This is a genomic window from Streptomyces sp. NPDC057302, assembly GCF_042667685.1.
GTDB lineage: Bacteria > Actinomycetota > Actinomycetes > Streptomycetales > Streptomycetaceae > Streptomyces.
This window is the reverse complement of record NZ_JBHUZJ010000038.1, coordinates 68021-85419: the sequence shown is the minus strand read 5'-3', so window position 1 is coordinate 85419 and position 17399 is coordinate 68021. Positions and strand designations below refer to the sequence as shown.

Genomic DNA, 17399 nt, shown 5'->3' with positions numbered 1-17399 from the left:
GGCTGGAGGTATCCAGCCCGGCCGGGGGGTTTCGGCCGACGGTCCGCTTACGCGGCGGCGATCAGCTTGCGCTCCTCGAAGGAATCGATCGTCCGCGTGAAGTCCCGCGTCGAGAGCAGCAGCTTGTAGATGATGGCCAGCTCGAAGACGAGGAGCAGCGCGCCGGAGACGATCGTCGCCGGAAGCACCACGTCGAACAGCGGGCCGATCATGAAGACGCCCATCTGGAACTCGATGCCGCTCACCAGGTGCGTACGGATGCGGTGGCGCAGCAGGAAGGAGCGCGCCCGCAGGTACGCGGGGAACTTGTGGCGGAACTCCTGGTGCAGGTCGATGACCTGTCGCTTGGGTGCGAGCTCCGGGGCGTCGGGAGTCTCGGGGACCCCCTGCTCCGACTGCGTCTTCTGCAGGTCCTGCTCGATGTCCGCCTCGGGGTTGTCCCGCAGCAGGTCCTCCATGAAGGCCAGCTCGGCCTGGTTCTCGGCCCGGCGGGCCGCCCTCATGCGGACCTTGATCTGCTTGCGCATGGTGTGGCGGATCTTGAAGATCTCGAGCCCGTTGATGTAACGCAGGGTGTCGAGGGCGACCACGGCGACCGCGGCCCAGATGTAGAAGGCGTCCCCGGTGCGGTGGAACTGCCCGCCCATCAGGGCCACCGCACACGCCATCACGCGAATCCGGTCGAAGACGAAGTCGAGCCACGCGCCGAAGACCGAACCGGTGCCGGTGAGGCGGGCGACCTTTCCGTCCATGCAGTCGAGGATGAAGCTGAAGTGGTAGACGACGGCACCGGCGACGAGCCACTGCCAGTCACCCAGCGCGAAGAACGCCGCGGAAACGAGCCCCAACAAGAACGCGCCCCAGGTGATCTGGTTGGGCGTGATCCGGGTCCGCATCGCCGTCCACCGCACGAGCGGCGTGGCGACGGGGTCCACCAGGATCACGGTCCACCAGGCGTCTCGCTTCTTCTGGGTAATACGGCGCACCTCGTCGAGGGGCGGTATGTCTCGTCGCATGGGGGTCAACTTCCTGGCGTTCGCGGAACGTTCACCTCACGCTAAGAAGGTTTTGGTTCAAGTAACAAGAACCCGGCCGTGCAACCTTTGGCCGGGGGTAACGGTCAACCTTTCAGGACGAGTCAATACCCATGCCAGAACCACCCTGCGTTACCAGAGCGTTATCGAGCCACAGCTGCGTAACAGAAATGACCGGGGCGTAACAGAAACCGCTCACGGTGCGTGACGGGGCGTCACGCCCGGCCCCCTCCCGCCGCCTTCGCGAGCTCCTCCTCGATCAGGTCCGCCGCCCTCTTCGTGCCGCCCTCCCCCGCCATCCCGGCCCGCACCTCGGCGAGGCGGCGCGCCACCTCCGGGTCGCCGACCAGGCCGAGCACGGCCTCCCGCAGGGTCCCCGCGGTGGCCTCCTCCATCGGTACGTGCCGGGCCACCCCGAGGCCCTGGAGCATGTCCGCGTTGCCGAACTGGTCGACGGCCTGCGGCACCGCGACCATCGGCGTGGCGGTGGCGAGCCCCTCCTGACTGCCGCCGGCGCCGGCGTGCGTGATGAAGGCGTCGGCCTGCTTGAGGACCGCGAGCTGCGGCACCCACTGCCGGACCTCCACGTTCCCGGGGATCTCCCCCAGCTCGCTCGCCTCGACGTGCTTGCCGACCTGGAGCACCACATGCCACCCGGGCAGGTCACCGAACGCCTTGACGCACTCGCGGTAGAAGGCGGGCTGCTTGGTGAAGGACGAGCCCAGCGAGACGAGCAGCAACTTCTCGGCACCGGCCGGACGCTCCCAGCCGCCCTGCGCCGAGCGGTCACCCTGACAGGCGCCGACGAAGGTGTGCACCCTCTCGTCGACCCGGTCGGCGTTGGGCTGGAACGCCTTGGGGATCAGGACGAGCGAGCGGGGCGGACGCCCGACGAAGGGGTCCGGGTGCTGCGTGACGCCGTTCTCCTCCAGCCAGGCGTGGAAGCGCGCGTAGTAGGCCTGCCCGCGCCCGGTCTTCTTCAGCTCGGCGTACATCGGCTCCGCGACCTCCTCCTCGTACCCGTCCCAGGCCACCAGGTTCGGCGAGAGCGAGACCTCGGGCACGCCCCAGCGGCGGGCGAGGACGCGCGCGGGATAGGAGGTGATGTCGTGCAGGACGAGATCCGGCTCGTCGCCTTCGTACGCCGCCGCCAGCTGGGGCAGCGTCTCGATCGCCTCGGTGAGGAACGGCTCGATGTTGTCGATCAGCTCGGTCCCCCACGCCTCGGGGTCGTCGTCGGGACCCGGCAGCGTCGTCTCGAAGAGGACGGGCTCGGCGCCGGTCTCGGCGACCTTCTCGGCGAAGAGGTGCGGAATCGCGTACGTGACGCGGTGGCCGCGGGCGACGAGCTCCCGGATCACTTCGAGGCTCGGGTTGACGTGCCCGTGCGCGGCGATCGAGAACATGGCGATGTGGGCACGCTGGCGTGTGGTCATGCGCCGACCTTAAGCGAGACGAGACGTCTCGTGCAACCCCATTACCGCCCGACTTGGCCTAATCGACGTACTCGATCCGATCCACTCCGCCTACTCGACGTCCAGGTCACTGCTCGACGCCGCGTCGTTGTAGCGCAGCAGGCACTCGGCGAACTTCTCCAGGTCGGGGCCGCTCCACCCGGTGAGCCGCTCCTGGAACGCGACCCGGCGCGCATCGGTGACCTGCGCGAGCACCTCGTCACCCCGGTCGGTCAGATGCAGCACGTGCACCCGGTGATCGGTCGGATCGAGCCGCCGCTCCACGAGCCCGCTCTTCTCCAGCGCGCCCACCTGCCGGCTGATCGTCGACTTGTCCAGCGTGTAGTGCGCCGCGAGATCCGTGGCCCGGCAGCCGCCCTGGTACTCCAGGTGACTGAGGAGCGTGTACGACACGAGCGAGAGCTCGGGGTGCATCCGCGCGGCGGTGGCGCGGGCCCGCCGGGCGAACGCCGTCATCTCCCGCTGAATGATCTCGATGGACCCGTCCCTGTCGGCCACGATTTCTCCCTCTCCACGAATGGTTGTACAGTACAACACTGAGATTGAGTGTATAAGCCAACTATCGCGAGAGGTCTTCCGATGACCGCCACCTCGGCGCCCGCCCACAAGGCATCTGCCGGCCCGGCACCCGCCTCCGGACCACTCCGCCATGTCCTGCTCCACCTGCTGACGCCCCTGCTGATGTGCCTCGGCATGGGTCTCGCCTACATGGGCGCGTTCGTCACGCCGGAGCCGCACGACATGCCGATCGCCGTCGTCGGATCGGGCGAGCAGACGCAGGCCCTCGCGCAGACGATCAAGGACAAGGCGGGCGACGCGCTCGACGTGCGGACCGTCGGTTCCCGCGCCCAGGCGGTCGACGAGCTCAAGTCGATGGACATATCGGGGGCCTTCATCCCCGACGCCAAGACCCCCGAGCTGATCGTGGCCACCGCGGGCTCCGACATGAGCGCCATGGCGGTCGAGAAGGTCTTCACGCCGGTCGCGGCGGAGCAGGGCGTCCCGCTCAAGGTCAGCGATGTGGCGCCGACCGTCGACGACGACCCCACGGGGCAGGGCCTCTTCTTCCTGCTCGTCGCGGTGAGCATCGGCTCGTACGCGTCGGTGGCGGCGCTCGGCGCCGCGGGGGCCGGGATGCGGATGCGGGCACGGGCGGGGCTCGTCGTCGGTGTCTCGTTCGCCGTGAGCCTGATCGGCGCGGCGCTCGCCGGCCCGGTCTTCCACCTCGTGCACCAGGGCCTGTGGGGCGTGTGGGCCATGGCGTGGCTGTACGCGGCCGGGATCCTCTTCATCGGCATCGGACTGCACACGTTCCTGAAGCGCTGGACGACGCTGGCGATGATGGTCCTGTTCGTGATGCTCAACTTCACGTCGTCCGGCGGTCTCTTCCGGCCGGAACTCCAGAACGGCTTCTTCGGCTCGCTGCACGCCTTCTGGAACGGCGCGGGATTCGTCGAGGGCATCCGCAGCCACCTGTACTTCGGCGGCCACGCACTCGGCGGGCACGTCTGGACGCTGGCCGGCTGGCTGGTGCTCGGCCTGGTGATCACGGGGATCGCGGCGCTGTGGGAGAGGCGTCAGCGGGCGGCGGGCCCCTCCCGCGCCGGGGGCGCGGACGGGCAGCACGAGGCGGGGCGGGAACAGGAGCGGGACCAGAAGCAGGAGCAGCAGCAGGAGCGGGAGCAGGAAGAAGAGATGGAGGAGTCGGTGGCGGTCTGAAAGCGACGGCTTTCCTTCACCTGACGGTCGTGGCCCCAGTGTACGGATCCGTACACGGGGGCCACGGTCGTCACCGCGCCGAGTGGTGGTGCTCCGGAGCGCCCGCGTGCAGCGGCTCGTACTGCGCGTGCTGCTCATACCGCTCGGCGGCGGGCGGCTCGTCCGGGGTGTGGTGGTGGCCCCGCGCCCGGTTGGACCTGCGCGGCCACCACAGCCCGCGGCCGAGGATCGCGGCGAGGGCGGGCACGAGGACGAGGGAGAGCACGAGCGAGGACAGGATGATCCCGAGGCCGGTGGCGAAGCCGATCTCCTGGGTGGAGGGGCTCGCGGCCAGGCTGGCGAAGGAACCGGCGAGCACGATCCCGGCCGTGGCGACGGCGGGCGCGGTGTGCCGGACCGCTTCGGCCACCGCGTGCCTGGCGGAGACGGGCTTGTCCATCTCCTCCCTGATCCGGTCGGTGATCAGGATGTTGTAGTCGGTGCCGAGGGCGACGACGAAGAGGAAGAGCACCAGGGGCAGCGTGAACGAGACGCCCGGCCGGTCGAGGCCGTGCTGGAAGACCAGCGTGCTCGCCCCGAGGGTGGCCACGAACCCGAGCCCGACGGCGATCAGCAGCACGACCGGCGCGAGCAGGGAGCGCAGCAGCAGGAAGAGGATCACCGCGATCAGCAGCGCCGCGACCGGGAACACCAGGCGCAGGTCCTTCTCCACGGCCGTCGAGATGTCGGCGAAGACGGCGGCCGTTCCCGTGACGTACGCCTTGGTGCCCTCCGGGGCGGTCCGCGCCGCCGTGTCCCTGATGGGTCCGGAGACCAGGTCGCGCGCCTTCTGCGTATCGGACTCGGCGCTCAGGAACAGATCGACCCGCGCGGCCGTGCGGTCCTTGCTGAGCACCGGCTCGCCCACCTCGCCGATGCCCTCCGTCTTGCCGAGGGCCCGGGTCATCCCGGTCAGGGAACGCTCCTTGATGTCACCGCCGTCGGTGCTCCGTACGTACACGGTGTGCGGGTCGGAGACACCCGCGGGCAGGCTGCGGGAGATCTGCTCCGCTGTCCTGACCGCGGCCGTCTCGGGCAGGCCCTGCTGGTCGTAGCTCATCTTCATGCCGAGCGCGCCCGCGCCCAGCGCGCCGAGCAGCACCAGGCTGCCGAGCGCGTACCGCACCGGCCGGGCGCTCACGGCGTGGCCGAGGCGTGCGCTGATCCCGCCGGTGCGCTCCTTCTTCCAGGCGCGGGCGGGCCAGAACATGCCGCGCCCGAGCACGGCGAGGAGCGCGGGCATCAGCGTGAGGCTGGCGAGGAGCATCACGAGTACGGAGAGGGCGATCGCGGGGCCGAGGACCCGGAACTGCCCGAAGCTCGCGAGGCCGAGGGTCGCGAAGGCCGCCACGATCGTCAGGGCCGCGGACGTGATCGCACTGCCCACCCGCCCGGTCGTCTCGGCCGCGGCCGTCCGGGCGTTCTGCCCGGGATGATTGCGCAGCTGCTCCCTGAACCGGAACATCAGGAAGAGGAAGTAGTCGATGCCGATTCCCAGGAGTACGACACCGATCAGCGAGGGCGTGGACGGGTCGAGGGCGATGTCGAACAGCTTCGCCGCGCCGACCACCGCTCCCGATGCGACACCGCCGATCAGTGCCACCGCGATCAGCGGCACGAACGCGGCCGCCAGGCTGCGGAACACCAGCACGTTCAGCAAAACGATGAGGCCCATCGTCAGAATGCCGACGACTTTCCCCGTGGTCTCCTCCGCCTCCGCGTTGTCCACCGTGGAGGCTATTCCGCCGGTGAATCCCACCCGGAGGTCCGCGGCGGCGAATTCATGCTCCGCGCCGTCACGGAATTTCTTGTAGACGTCCTGGAGTCCGGGGTCATTGGCATTTCCGTCGAGCGTCACCGACAGGAGCCGAAAACTCTTGTCCGGGGCCATGGCGCCCGGCGACACCCGGGGGATCTGGGAATGGTCCTTCATGAGTTCTTCGGGCTTCGTCGCGACGATCCGCTCCCGGCCGAGGTCGGCCGAGGTCGCGGTGATCCGGCCCTGGTCGCCTGCCGTGAGCTTGCCGCCGTCCTCCCTGGCGACCAGCACGGTCAGCGCGTTGGGGTCGGGCTCGGTCCCGAATTCGTCCTCCGCGATGCGCAGCGCCACCGCCGAGTCGTATTTCTTGGGCAGGAAATCCCCGGCCTGGGAGTCGGTGACGTCGTACATCATCGCTTTCCCCACGAACGACAGTGCCGCTCCGAGGATCGTCCAGATGACGATCGTCATCCATCGGTGTCGAGTGGAGAAAGAGGTCAGCTTGCGGATCATGCCAATAGGTCATCACGCGGGGCCCGTTGAAGACGTCGGCCGCCGGGAGGGGACGCGCCCGGGACCCCGGTCCGGTACGTGGTCGGGGGCAGTACTCCAGTACTGGGCGGAACAACCGCCCCTGCGGCGATTCACCGCCCCGCGGGCCGGGATGTAATGGGATGGCTCGATCTGCTCGATCTTTGGAGGCGCCCTGATGGGCCGCGACTTCTTCCCACCGGTGCCGCCCACACGCGGTGTGCGGCCGACGCCGGGTGATGTGGTGGTCGCCGTCGCCGCCGTGGGGCTCGACGTACTGGCCTACCTCGCTCCGGGCGAGGAGGGCCCGGGGGCGCCCGTCACCGTGCTCGGTGTCCTGCTGGTCGCGGTCTCCGTGTTCCCGTTGCTCTTCAGGCGCCATCATCCCGTGCCGGTGTTCGGGGCGGTCCTCGCCGTACAGATGGCCGTCAATCTGGGTCTTGCCGTCGACCCGGGCTCACCGATGTCGAACAGCTACGGCGGCGCCGTCGCGGTGGCGCTGTACACCGTGGCCAGGTACAGCGGGCGGCGTGCCGTGGCGCTCGGCGTCGTGGCCACCGCGCCCGTGCAGCTCGCGCGGTACCTCCACAACGACGTGCCGTTCCTGGGGATCGGCCTCACCGACGTGCTGGTCACGCCCTGCCTCATCGTCGCCATCGGCCTGTCCGTGCGGCAGTGGCAACGCCAGCTGGACATCAACCGCAACCTCCTCGCCGACCGCGCGGTGACCGAGGAGCGGCGCCGTATCGCGCGGGAGCTCCACGACATCGTGGCGCACCACATCACCACCATGTACTTGATGTCCGGCGGGGCCAGGTCGACCCTGGACCGCGATCCCGAGACGGCGCGCGAGGCTCTGGTGACCCTGGAGGAGTCCGGCCGCACCGCGCTGCACGAGATGCGGCAGCTCCTCGGGGTCCTGCGCAGCACCGACACCCCGGAGGAGACGCCGTCGGAGCCCCAGCCCGGCGTGGACGGCATCGAGCGGCTCGTCGCCGATTCGACCGCTGCGGGCCTGCCCGCCGAACTCCACGTCACCGGGCGGCCCCGTCCGCTGCCGATGACCGTGGGCCTGACCCTCTACCGCATCGTGCAGGAGGCGTTGACCAACGCCCGCAAGCACGCGGGCCCGGCCCGCGCCACGGTACGGCTCGCGTATCTCCCGGACCGGGTCACCATCGAAGTGGCCGACGACGGCGCCGGTGGCGGCAGCGCGCACGGCGGGGTCGGCGGGAACGGGGGCGGCGGATACGGTCTGCTGGGCATGCGGGAACGTGTCGCTCTGCACGACGGTTCTCTGCACGTCGGCAGCCGTGCGGAGGGCGGGTTCGAGGTGGTCGCGAGCGTGCCGCTGCCCGCCGGTACGTACGAGGCCGACGCGAAGGCCGACGCGGAGGTCGGTAAAGAGGTCGGTAAAGAGGTCGGCACACACGAGAAGGACGGGACCAGATGACCCCTTGCAGCGAGCCCGAGCCCGAGCGCGGCGGCGGGCCCGAGCGGATCACGGTGCTCATCGCGGACGACCAGCCGCTGGTGCGCCGGGGCCTGTCGCTGATCCTGCTCTCGGACCCCGCCATCCAGGTCGTCGGCGAAGTGGGCGACGGCGAGCAGGCCGTCGCGGCGGCCCTCGAACTCCGCCCCGACGTCGTCCTGATGGACATCCGCATGCCCGTGCTCGACGGCGTCAAGGCCACCGGGCGCCTTGCGGCCGAGCTGCCCCGCTGCCGGGTCCTCGCGCTCAGCACCTTCGACATGGACGAGCACGTGGTCGGCGCCCTGCGGGCCGGAGCCTCGGGGTTCCTGCCCAAGGACGTCTCGCCCGAGGAGCTGGTGGCCGCGCTGCGCACCGTCCACCGCGGCGAGTCCGTCGTCGCCCCGCGGCTGCTGACCCGGCTGCTCGCCACCTTCGTGACCCCGGCGCCGGCCTCGCACCCGCCGACCGCGGACCTCGCCGGACTCACCCCGCGTGAGATCGACGTGCTCCGCCTGATCGCCGCGGGCCTCGACAACGCCGAGATCGCCCAGCGGATGGAGATCGGCCTCCAGACCGTGAAGAACCACGCCACCGGCATCTTCGCGAAGCTGGGCGTCCGTGACCGGGCTCAGGCGGTCATCGCCGCGTACGAATCGGGGCTCGTGCGGGCGGGGCAGGGCAACGGGCATCGCGTCCCGTAAGGGGCGCGGAGAGCCGCGCGGGGAGCTGCGCGAACAGCCCCCACCGGCCCGCAGGACCATCCCCGCACCTCGGTGGAGCGCTCACCGCTGATACCGCGCAAGCACCAGATTCCCGTCCTTCACCAGGCGCTTCCTCAGCTCATCAAGGCCGATCGCCCCGCTGTAGTACTCCTGGAGCGCCGGGGTCGCCACCTTGTCCTTCCACTCCGGATACCCCCGCACCGACTGCGCGGGCGCGGGGCGCAGGTCTGCGGCGAGCGCCGTGCCAGCCGCCCAGTCGTCCTTCTTCGTGCGCAGGGCGGGATCCTTCAGGGCCTGCGCACCGGTAGGCAGCATCCAGTCGCCGCGGGCGAGTTTCACCATGTTGTCCGGCTGGAGGAAGAAGTCGATGAACTCGGCCGCCTCCTTCTTGTGCGGGCTGTCCTCGGAGACGGACAGGGTCTGCGGGCTGACGCCCTGCGCGAGCCCCTCCGCTCCGGCCGGGGCCGGAAGCACCTGCCAGTCGAAGCCCTTGGGCGCCTGCTGGACGATCTGCTGGCGGTAGGAGAAGCCGAGCGGGACCATCGCGTACTTGCCGCCGAAGAAGCCCGGCAGGGTGTCGGAGCCGCCCATGCCCAGGGTCGAACCGGACGCGCTCTTGTCGGTGTTGACCTGGTCGTGGACCGTGCGCGGCATGATCGCGTCGGCAGTGTCGAAGCGGACGTCGACCTTGCCGTCATCGCCCCGGTGGAACATCTTCCCGCCGGTCGACAGGGAGAGGTTGAGCGTCGCGGACACCGGCTCCTTGAGCGGCCAGGCCACCCCGTACTTCCCGTCCTTGCCGTCGCCCAGTTCCTTGCTGACCGAGCGGAACTCCTCCCAGCTCCACGGCTTCTCGGGGGTGGGGATCCGCACCCCCGACTTCTTCAGCCACTTCGCGTTGGCGATCAGGACGCGCGGCTCCTGGAGGAAGGGCACTCCGAAGACCTTGCCGTCGAAGGTCGTCGTCTCCCAACTGCGCTCGGGGATGTCGGACTTGAGGCGCTCGGGGAGCAGGTCGCCGATGTCCGCGAGATAGCCGCCGTACGCGAAGTCGGCGAGGTCGTCCGATGCGTCGTGGATGATGTCCGGCGCCTCGCCGCCCTCGAAGGAGGTGAGCAGCTGGTCGTGGACACTGTCCCAACTGCCCTGTACGTACTCGACCTTGACGTCGGGATGGGTGGCGTTCCACTCCTTGACGAGCGCCTTGTTGGCGTCGACGGACTCCTTCTGCCAGGCCAGGGACTGGAACTGAAGGGTGATCTTCCCGTCGTCGTCACCCGAGTCGCCGCTGCAGCCGCCGAGCAGCAGCGCGAGCGCCGCGGTGACGGCGGTGGCAGTGGTGGCGGTGACGGCGGTCCTTCGACGTGGTGCTGCGCGCATCAGGCCTTCACCGCCCCTGCCAGCATGCCGCCCGTGATCCGCTTCTGGATGATCGCGAAGATGACGAGCGAGGGGATGGTGGCGAGGAACGCCGCCGCGGCCAGCGGCCCGAGGTCCGCGACGCCCTCGCTGCCGATGAAGCGGTTGAGGATGACCGGCAAGGTCTGCTTCTCCGGGGTCTTGAGCAGGACGAGCGCGAAGAAGAACTCGTTCCATGCGGTGATGAAGGCGAACATCGCCGTGGCGACGATGCCGGGGGCGAGCAGCGGCGCGACGACCGAGACGAACGTACGCACCTTGCTCGCGCCGTCGACCGCCGCCGCCTCCTCCAGTTCGGTGGGCACCGCGCGGACGTAACCGACGAGCATCCACAGCGCGAAGGGCAGCGACCACACCACGTAGACCATGATCAGGCCGAGCAGCGAGTTGATCAGGTGCAGGTTCTTCAGGATCAGGAACAGCGGGATGATGATCAGGACGAAGGGGAACGCCTGGCTGATCACCACCCAGCCCGTCGCCGCCTTCGAGACGCGGTTCTGGTGCCGCGCCATGACGTACGCCATGGGGGTCGCGATGACGACCGCGATCAGGGACGCGCTGAGCGCCGCGATCAGGGAGTTGCCCGCGGCCTGGAGCAGCGGCTGCTCGTCGAAGGCCTGCCGGAAGTTCTCCAGGGTCGGGTTTTTTGGGATCCAGGTGGGGTGCAGACTGCCCAGTTCCCGTGCGGGCTTGAAGGCCGTGGAGATCAGCCAGAGGAACGGGAAGGCGAGGAAGACGAGATAGGCGGCGAGGGCCGCGTACTGCGCGGCGCGCGTCGACTTCTTCGTGCGCGTCATGACTCTTCGCCTCCCTTCAGGCGGCCGACGAGGTAGAAGGCGAGGATCACGGAGATCACCGCGACCATCACACAGCCCATGGCCGCGGCATAGCCGAACTGCCCGTAGCGGAAGGCCTCTTCGTAAGCGAAGAGCATGGGAAGGCGGGTGCGGCCGCCGGGGCCGCCCTGGGTGAGGACGTAGACCAGGGCGAAGGAATTGAAGTTCCAGATGAAGTTGAGCGCCGTGATGGCCAGGGCGATCGGCTTGATTGCGGGCCAGGTGACGGTGCGGAAGCGGCGCCAGGCGCCCGCGCCGTCCATCGCCGCGGCTTCGTGCAGCTCGCGCGGGGTGTTCTGGAGCCCGGCGAGGAGCGCGACGGTGGTCTGCGGCATGCCGGCCCAGATGCCGACGACGATGACGGCGAAGAGTGCGGTGGCCGTCCCGGTCAGCCAGTCCTTGCCCTCCCCCAGGCCGAGGTTGGAGAGCGTCTCGTTCAGCACGCCCGCGTCCGGGTGGTAGACGAGCCGCCACATGATGCCGACGACCACCTCGGGCATGGCCCAGGGGATGATCGCGAGCGCCCGTGCGAGCCAGCGCATCCGCAACGGCTGGTTGAGCAGGAGGGCGAGGCCGAGCGCGAGGAAGAACTGCGGCACGGTGACGCCGAACGCCCAGATCAGACCGATGCGGAACGAGTCCCAGAACAGCGTGTCGTGCAGCAGGTCCTGGAAGTTGAGGGCGCCGACCCACTGGGTCGGCTCGGTGCGGCCCGACTGGGAGTCGGTGAACGCGAGCGCGATGCCGTAGAGGAGCGGGCCCACGCTGAGGACCAGGATCGGGATCAGCGCGGGAAGGACCAGGAACCAGGCGCCGTGGTCCGCGCCTCTGCGGGCGGACGCGCCTCTCGCTGACCGCTTCGTTGCGGTCGCCAATGTCACGGAATCGGCTCCTTTGGGCGGCTCATCGGGGTTTGGCCGCCCAGGCGGCCCCCGTCATCGTGCTGATGGGATCTTGATACGTCAAGCAGCTACGCAGGCCTCGCAGCCGCTTGGCCTGTGCGAATGGGACACTGTGTCGGCGCACGCGACGAACGCGGCGAGCGGTTCGGGAGGCAATGGATGGACGAGGCGCGGGCACGGGACGTACTGAGCGCCGCGGGTCTGGAGCGGGACGCGGCACTGCTCGCGCTCGGCGAGAACGCGGTGTTCGGCAGTGACGGCTCCGTGGTCAAGGTCGGGCGTGCGGCGCCGGAGCTCCTGGACCGCGCACGGCGGGAGTTGAGGGTCGCGCGCTGGCTGGAGGATTCGGGCGTGCCCGCGGTGCGGGCGGCCGAGGACGAACCCCGTCTTGTGGACGGGCATCCGGTGACGGTGTGGCACCGGCTGCCAGAGGCCGTGCGGCCCGCCGAGCCGCGTGACCTCGCCGCACTGCTCCGGCTCGTGCACGCGCTGCCCGCGCCCGGGTTCGAGCTGCCCCGGCGTGAGCTCCTCGGCGGGGTCGAGCGGTGGCTGCGGCTCGCCGGTGACGCGATCGACGTCGAGGACGCGGACTATCTGCGGGAGCGCAGGGACGGGTTCGAGGCGGCGGCAGCGGCGCTCACCCCCCGCCTTGCTCCAGGACCCATCCATGGCGACGCGCTCCCCCGGAACGTCCTCGTGGGCGCGGACGGTCCGGTCCTGGTGGACCTGGAGACCTTCTCCGCCGATCTGCGGGAGCACGATCTCGTGGTGATGGCGCTCTCGCGGGATCGCTACGGACTGCCCGCCGAGGCGTACGACGGGTTCGTCGCGCGGTACGGCTGGGACGTGCGGGAGTGGGAGGGGTGCGCGGTGCTTCGGGGGGCCCGGGAGACGGCGAGCTGTGCGTGGGTCGCGCAGCATGCCCCCAGCAATCCCAAGGCCCTGGCCGAGTTCCGCCGCCGGGTGGCCTCGCTCCGGGACGGGGACGCGGCCGTGCGGTGGTACCCCTTCTGAGCGCGACCGTCGCCCTCAGACGCCGGTCGGGCTCGACCTGCTGACCTCACCCCGCAGGGGCCACGTGCCGTCGATCACCGCGTCCGTCTCGCCCTTCTTGCGCAGGAACTTCTGGAAGTCCGCGGCCCATTGCGCATACCAGTCGATCTGGCGGCGGTGCAGCTCCGCGGGGCCGAAGGCGGCCAGCTTGGGGTGGCGGTCGGCTATGGCGGTGGCCAGGCGGGCCGCGGCCAGGGCGTCCGACGTGGCGTCATGGGCCGACTCCAGGAGCACGCCGTACTCGGTGCAGACCGCTTCGAGGTTGCGCTTGCCCTTGCGGTAGCGCTCGACGGAGCGGTCGATCGTGTACGGATCGATGACCGGGGCCGGTTCCGCGCCGCCCAGGCGCTCGGTCAGGGACGGCAGGCCGTGCCGGTGCAACTCGGCGGCGAGCAGGGTCAGGTCGAAGGCCGCGTTGTAGGCCACGACCGGGACGCCCGACTGCCAGTACGACACGAGGACCGCCGCTATCGCGTCGGCGACCTCGGCGGCCGGTCTGCCGTCCGCCGCGGCCCGTTCGTTCGAGATGCCGTGCACCGCCACCGCCTCCGCCGGGATCTCGACCCCGGGGTCGGCGAGCCACTCCTTGCGGCCCAGCGTCTCGCCGGCCCTGACCTCGATCACCGCGCCCGTGACGATGCGCGCCTCGCGCGGATCCGTCCCGGTGGTCTCCAGGTCGAAACCGATCAGCAGCTCCCGGTGCCAGCCCATGGCCGCCCCCTTCTCTGTGGTGCTTTCCCCCATTGACCACCACGATCCCACGCGCCACTGACAATCCGAGGAGCGCGTTCCGCCTGCCGCCCCGGACCACCGCCCGGGGCCGCTCAGGAGACCGGCCGCGAGTCCGCCCAGGCCAGCTCGAACTCCTCCCGGTACGTCTCGAAGAGTCCGTTCTCGTCCGGCTCGTCCGCCTTGACCACCCGGCGCCCGCCCCGCAGCACGAGCACCGGCGCCTCCATCCCCCGCGTCCTGCGCAGATACGACTGGACGACCGCGATGCCGTCGGGGCCGTCCCCGTCGACCAGATACGCGGTGAAGCGCGGGGTCTCGTCAAAGACGTGGATCTCGAAGGCGCCCGGATCGCGCAGGCGGGCCCGCACCCGGCGCATGTGCAGGATGTTCATCTCGACGCTGCGGCTCAGCTCGCCCCGCTTCAGGCCCAGTTCGCGCTCCCTGCGCTTGACCGCGCTGCTCGCCGGGTTGAGGAAGAGCAGCCGCGCCCGGCAGCCGGACTCCGCGAGACGGACGAGTCGGCGCCCGGAGAAGTTCTGGACCAGGAGGTTCATGCCTATCCCGATCGCGTCGAGACGGCGGGCACCGCCGAAGATGTCCTCGGCCGGGAACTGCCGCAGGAGCCGCACGCGGTCCGAGTGGACGCCCACCACGTCGGCGTACCGGTCGCCGACCAGGGACTCGACGGCGTCGACGGGCAGCCGGCGCACGGACGGCGTGTCGGTGCCCGTGCCGAGTATGTCCAGGAGCTTGGCGGAGGCGCGCTCCGCCTGGGCGAGCACGGCGGTGGACAGGGCGCGGTTGCGGGAGACGACGTTCCGGGTCACTTCCAGCTCGTCGAGCGCGAGCTCGACGTCCCTGCGGTCGTCGAAGTACGGCTCGAAGCACGGCCAGTGCTGCACCATCAGCTCACGCAACTGGGGCAGCGTGAGGAAGCTGAGGACGTTGTCGTCCGCCGGGTCGAGCAAATAGCCCTTGCGGCGGCTCACTTCGCGTACGGCGACGGCCCGCTGGACCCACTCCTGCCCCGCGGGTCCCGCGGCGGCGACCACCCAGTCGTCGGCGTGCACGGGTTCGTAGATGGGACGCAGAACAGCGGCCACGACCGCGCGCAGCCGCTGCTCCACGAGATTCAGCCAGATGTAGGCCCGCCCGGCGCGCTGTGCGCGCGTACGCACCTCGCGCCAGGCGTCGGCGCCCCAGTCCAGTTCGGGTCCGATCTGAGATCCCATCTCCATCGGCCGCGCCAAGGACACCGCTCCGGGCGGGCCGTCCGCGGAACTCCCCTCGTGACCCTCGTCACCAGGGGGCAGTTCCCGCCCTCCCGAGCTCACCCAGCGCACCCCTTCCGCTCCCCCGAGCACTCCCCCGTTCAACGATCAAGGAAGGGTACTCCGGGAGCGGCGGGCGGTGCAGCCGGATGGCAAGGGTGGATTCTCAACGACCAAGCGGCGGCTGGCCGTTCTGGCCGGCGAGCTCCTCCGGAGTGAGCGGACTCATAGCGGTCACGTCGCGCGCGGCCAGCGAGAAGCCCTGCCAGTGGACCGGCATCGGCTGCTGGTCCTCGTCACGGGCGATGTGGTGGAAGCCGACGTGGACCCAGGTGACCGGGTGCGTGAGGGACTGGCCGTTCACCCACTTGTCGACGCTGGTCGGCACGCCGTTGGCGCACCCCGGGTTGTTGCTCGCGTACTGCTCGCACTTCTTGTACTCGGTGAAGTACACGTCGTGCTTGGTGAAGGGGCGTCCGGCGTGCTTGGTGCTGGCCCCGGGCACGATCTCGTACGAACGGGGGTGGCCGTCCTTGTTCTTGCCGGCCCCGCTGACCACGCGCCACCAGCGCATGTCCTTGCGGTCACCGGCGAGCTCCTTGGTGACCTTGGTGCGGGTGGTCTTCGTGGTGGGGCTGCCCTGGCCGGTGGGCGGGGTGACCTTGGAGTCGTACTGCTCGACCTTGGCCTTCGGGGAGCCGTCCAGGCCGAAGTTGAGCCGCCAGAAGACGTTGTGGGCGTGGCTCTCGGCCTTGGCCTGGTCGCCCTTGCCGATCGGCCAGCCACGGCTGTCGCCGCCGTCGTAGTCGTACGGCGAGAGGCTGCCGGTCGCGCCGACCTGGGAGGTGATGGTGCCGTCCGAGGAGAAGCGCCACTCGGTGATGTACTCGTACCAGGAGGCCTTGTTCACCGTGTAGACGAGCAGGTCCTTGCCCTGGCCGGTGTAGACCTTGCCGGTGCCGCCGGTGCTCTCGTCGTCGTTGAGGCGGTACGCGTGGCCACGCGCGCGCGTGGTGGCGCACAGGCCCTTCACGTCGCCCCGCTGCGGGACCTTCACGGTCTTGATGGTGCCGCCGGGACACTCGCCAGGGTTCAGGTTCTGCAGGGCCTGGCCGAAGTCGGTGCCGGTGACGTCGTCGTACTCGGCCTCGCCGTCGTCGTAGGGGACGTGGACCTGCGCGAGCCGGGCGCTGGTCAGGACGGGTATCGGCTTCTCCTCCCCCTTGGGCTGGTAGCTGATCTTGTCGAGGATCAGGCCGGAGAGCGTGTTGTAGTGCCAGCACATGCGCCAGGTCGTGCCGCCGTCGACGGTCTGCTCGATCTTGTAGGCGTCACTGCAGTCGGCGGCCGCCGCCGGGGCGCTGGGCGCCTGGGGTGCGGCCGATGCGGGTGAGGCGACGGTGGCGGCGCCACCGATCATTGCCGCGACCGCGAAGGCCAGGGTGGCCTTCTTGCGGGCGCGCGAAAGTCTGTTGACGTGCATTGCGGTGTGAACTCCCTCGTACGAGGAGAAGCAGAAGTGTGGTGTCGTGCGCGCGCGGGCTCGAATCAGCCGAGGCGGCCCACGGAACGGGTGCTCAGGTCGACGACGAGGGACCGGGTGTCGATCCACGGGCCGCTCTTGACCTTGGTGACGACCTGGAGGCACCGGTGCTTGCCGCACTCGGTCAGGCCGGCCGGCACGCGCTCGACGGTCTCCTTGCGGAAGACCATGCCGCTGAGCTGGAGCTGTCCCGGGCCGGTCAGCGCCTTGCCCGTGGCGTGCTTGAAGTCCTGCTTCAGGCCCTTGCCGAGCGGGTCGGCGATCAGCAGCTGCGCGCCCTCGGCGAGCTCTTCCTGGCTGGGCGGCGGCTGGACGTTCTGCGTGGTGTTCGTGTTCTCCACCTTGCCGGTCTCCACGTTGACCGTCTTGGTGATGACCGCGTCCTTCTTGTAGTCGTAGTACACGACCTCCGCGCGGCGCGGAGCCGCGGCGCCCGCGTCGGTCGGCTCCGGCTCACTGAGGTTGGTCGACAGGAGCTGCGGGCCGCGGTCGCCCTCGACGTCCCTGGCGCTGGAGCGCAGGGCGCCCGACACCGAGGCCTTCTCCGCACGCTCGATCTCGGCGTCGGTCAGCGGGTCGCTGCCTATGCCCTTCTCGCCCTCGTCCGGCGCGGCCTCGACGACGCCGTCCTTCGCGATCGCGTTCTGCTGCGCGTCCGCGGCGTTGGCCTGGCGGCCCCCCGACTCGCCCGCCCCCGGCAGTGTGACGCCCACCAGCACCGCGGTGGCGGCCACCGCGACTGCCGCGCCCGCCATCACCTTGCCCAGGTTGCGTCTGACTAGCTCTCGCACTTACTCCCCTTTTCCCCCACGAGCCCCAAGAAGGGGCATACCGAGTATGTGGTCGGTCGGTTAGACGGCTTCAACTCCCGCGTGGTTGCCCCACTTTCG

Annotated in this window: 15 protein-coding genes; 4 read left to right on the top strand and 11 right to left on the bottom strand. The window is 70.0% G+C overall.

Annotated features, from left to right (window positions below; genetic code table 11):
• Positions 1-47: 47 nt before the first annotated feature.
• The 3 genes from ACFUPX_RS25195 to ACFUPX_RS25185 all read right to left on the bottom strand — a co-directional run bounded on the left by ACFUPX_RS25195 (position 48) and on the right by ACFUPX_RS25185 (position 3007).
• Positions 48-1016: a CDP-alcohol phosphatidyltransferase family protein gene (locus ACFUPX_RS25195; RefSeq protein WP_383326794.1), complete on the bottom strand. Its 969-nt coding sequence runs from the start codon at positions 1014-1016 to the stop codon at positions 48-50.
• Positions 1017-1249: 233 nt separating this feature from the next.
• The gene (gene mgt, locus ACFUPX_RS25190) at positions 1250-2470 is read right to left on the bottom strand and encodes a macrolide-inactivating glycosyltransferase (protein ID WP_383326791.1); all 1221 of its coding nucleotides are present in this window, start codon (positions 2468-2470) and stop codon (positions 1250-1252) included.
• Between the two features lie 90 nt (positions 2471-2560).
• Positions 2561-3007 carry a MarR family winged helix-turn-helix transcriptional regulator gene (locus ACFUPX_RS25185; RefSeq protein ID WP_383326788.1) on the bottom strand — a complete coding sequence of 149 codons (447 nt, stop codon included), beginning with the start codon at positions 3005-3007 and terminating at the stop codon, positions 2561-2563.
• An 81-nt stretch (positions 3008-3088) separates the two neighbouring features.
• Between ACFUPX_RS25185 and ACFUPX_RS25180 the strand changes: the two genes are divergently transcribed.
• Positions 3089-4228, top strand: coding sequence for a hypothetical protein (locus tag ACFUPX_RS25180; protein ID WP_383326785.1), 1140 nt, complete (start codon positions 3089-3091; stop codon positions 4226-4228).
• Between the two features lie 70 nt (positions 4229-4298).
• Here ACFUPX_RS25180 and ACFUPX_RS25175 read toward each other — a convergent pair whose 3' ends face one another.
• Positions 4299-6497 (bottom strand): MMPL family transporter, encoded by a 2199-nt coding sequence (locus ACFUPX_RS25175; protein WP_383326782.1) that lies wholly within the window; start codon positions 6495-6497, stop codon positions 4299-4301.
• A gap of 238 nt (positions 6498-6735) precedes the next feature.
• On the opposite strand from ACFUPX_RS25175, the gene ACFUPX_RS25170 reads away from it, so the two are divergent.
• Together ACFUPX_RS25170 and ACFUPX_RS25165 are read left to right on the top strand one after the other, a co-directional pair.
• Positions 6736-8010, top strand: a complete 1275-nt coding sequence (locus ACFUPX_RS25170; RefSeq protein ID WP_383326779.1) for a sensor histidine kinase — start codon at positions 6736-6738, stop codon at positions 8008-8010.
• A complete protein-coding gene (locus ACFUPX_RS25165; protein ID WP_383326776.1) occupies positions 8007-8732 on the top strand; it encodes a response regulator in 726 nt (241 codons plus the stop codon). Before ACFUPX_RS25170 ends, ACFUPX_RS25165 begins: the two co-directional genes overlap by 4 nt.
• A gap of 81 nt (positions 8733-8813) precedes the next feature.
• Here ACFUPX_RS25165 and ACFUPX_RS25160 read toward each other — a convergent pair whose 3' ends face one another.
• Genes ACFUPX_RS25160 through ACFUPX_RS25150 form a run of 3 tightly spaced genes read right to left on the bottom strand, consistent with a single transcriptional unit; the run spans position 8814 to position 11889 of the window.
• Entirely contained in the window at positions 8814-10133 is a 1320-nt protein-coding gene (locus ACFUPX_RS25160; RefSeq protein WP_383326773.1) for an ABC transporter substrate-binding protein, read from the bottom strand.
• A complete protein-coding gene (locus ACFUPX_RS25155; RefSeq protein ID WP_383326770.1) occupies positions 10133-10969 on the bottom strand; it encodes a carbohydrate ABC transporter permease in 837 nt (278 codons plus the stop codon). Before ACFUPX_RS25155 ends, ACFUPX_RS25160 begins: the two co-directional genes overlap by 1 nt.
• Positions 10966-11889 (bottom strand): carbohydrate ABC transporter permease, encoded by a 924-nt coding sequence (locus tag ACFUPX_RS25150; protein WP_383326767.1) that lies wholly within the window; start codon positions 11887-11889, stop codon positions 10966-10968. The genes ACFUPX_RS25155 and ACFUPX_RS25150 overlap by 4 nt, the downstream gene beginning before the upstream one ends.
• Positions 11890-12069: 180 nt before the next feature.
• Here ACFUPX_RS25150 and ACFUPX_RS25145 point away from each other — a divergent pair, with 180 nt between their 5' ends.
• Positions 12070-12924: a phosphotransferase enzyme family protein gene (locus ACFUPX_RS25145; RefSeq protein WP_383326764.1), complete on the top strand. Its 855-nt coding sequence runs from the start codon at positions 12070-12072 to the stop codon at positions 12922-12924.
• Positions 12925-12939: 15 nt separating this feature from the next.
• On the opposite strand, the gene ACFUPX_RS25140 is transcribed toward ACFUPX_RS25145, so the two are convergent.
• From ACFUPX_RS25140 to ACFUPX_RS25125, 4 genes are all read right to left on the bottom strand, one after another.
• The gene (locus ACFUPX_RS25140) at positions 12940-13674 is read right to left on the bottom strand and encodes a 3'-5' exonuclease (protein WP_383326761.1); all 735 of its coding nucleotides are present in this window, start codon (positions 13672-13674) and stop codon (positions 12940-12942) included.
• Between the two features lie 113 nt (positions 13675-13787).
• Positions 13788-15029 carry an SAV2148 family HEPN domain-containing protein gene (locus tag ACFUPX_RS25135; protein WP_383326758.1) on the bottom strand — a complete coding sequence of 414 codons (1242 nt, stop codon included), beginning with the start codon at positions 15027-15029 and terminating at the stop codon, positions 13788-13790.
• 103 nt (positions 15030-15132) lie between these two features.
• Positions 15133-16449, bottom strand: a complete 1317-nt coding sequence (locus tag ACFUPX_RS25130) for a copper amine oxidase (RefSeq protein ID WP_383326755.1) — start codon at positions 16447-16449, stop codon at positions 15133-15135.
• A 65-nt stretch (positions 16450-16514) separates the two neighbouring features.
• Entirely contained in the window at positions 16515-17300 is a 786-nt protein-coding gene (locus ACFUPX_RS25125) for a Tat pathway signal sequence domain protein (RefSeq protein WP_383326751.1), read from the bottom strand.
• Positions 17301-17399 lie beyond the last annotated feature (99 nt).

Coding starts and splice junctions, on each gene's coding strand:
- ACFUPX_RS25165 (WP_383326776.1), top strand. CDS start 8,007: ATGACCCCTTGCAGCGAGCCCGAGCCCGAGCGCGGCGGCGGGCCCGAG.
- ACFUPX_RS25170 (WP_383326779.1), top strand. CDS start 6,736: ATGGGCCGCGACTTCTTCCCACCGGTGCCGCCCACACGCGGTGTGCGG.
- ACFUPX_RS25180 (WP_383326785.1), top strand. CDS start 3,089: ATGACCGCCACCTCGGCGCCCGCCCACAAGGCATCTGCCGGCCCGGCA.
- ACFUPX_RS25145 (WP_383326764.1), top strand. CDS start 12,070: ATGGACGAGGCGCGGGCACGGGACGTACTGAGCGCCGCGGGTCTGGAG.
- ACFUPX_RS25130 (WP_383326755.1), bottom strand. CDS start 16,449: ATGCACGTCAACAGACTTTCGCGCGCCCGCAAGAAGGCCACCCTGGCC.
- ACFUPX_RS25155 (WP_383326770.1), bottom strand. CDS start 10,969: ATGACGCGCACGAAGAAGTCGACGCGCGCCGCGCAGTACGCGGCCCTC.
- ACFUPX_RS25160 (WP_383326773.1), bottom strand. CDS start 10,133: ATGCGCGCAGCACCACGTCGAAGGACCGCCGTCACCGCCACCACTGCC.
- ACFUPX_RS25140 (WP_383326761.1), bottom strand. CDS start 13,674: ATGGGCTGGCACCGGGAGCTGCTGATCGGTTTCGACCTGGAGACCACC.
- mgt (WP_383326791.1), bottom strand. CDS start 2,470: ATGACCACACGCCAGCGTGCCCACATCGCCATGTTCTCGATCGCCGCG.
- ACFUPX_RS25175 (WP_383326782.1), bottom strand. CDS start 6,497: ATGACGATCGTCATCTGGACGATCCTCGGAGCGGCACTGTCGTTCGTG.
- ACFUPX_RS25195 (WP_383326794.1), bottom strand. CDS start 1,016: ATGCGACGAGACATACCGCCCCTCGACGAGGTGCGCCGTATTACCCAG.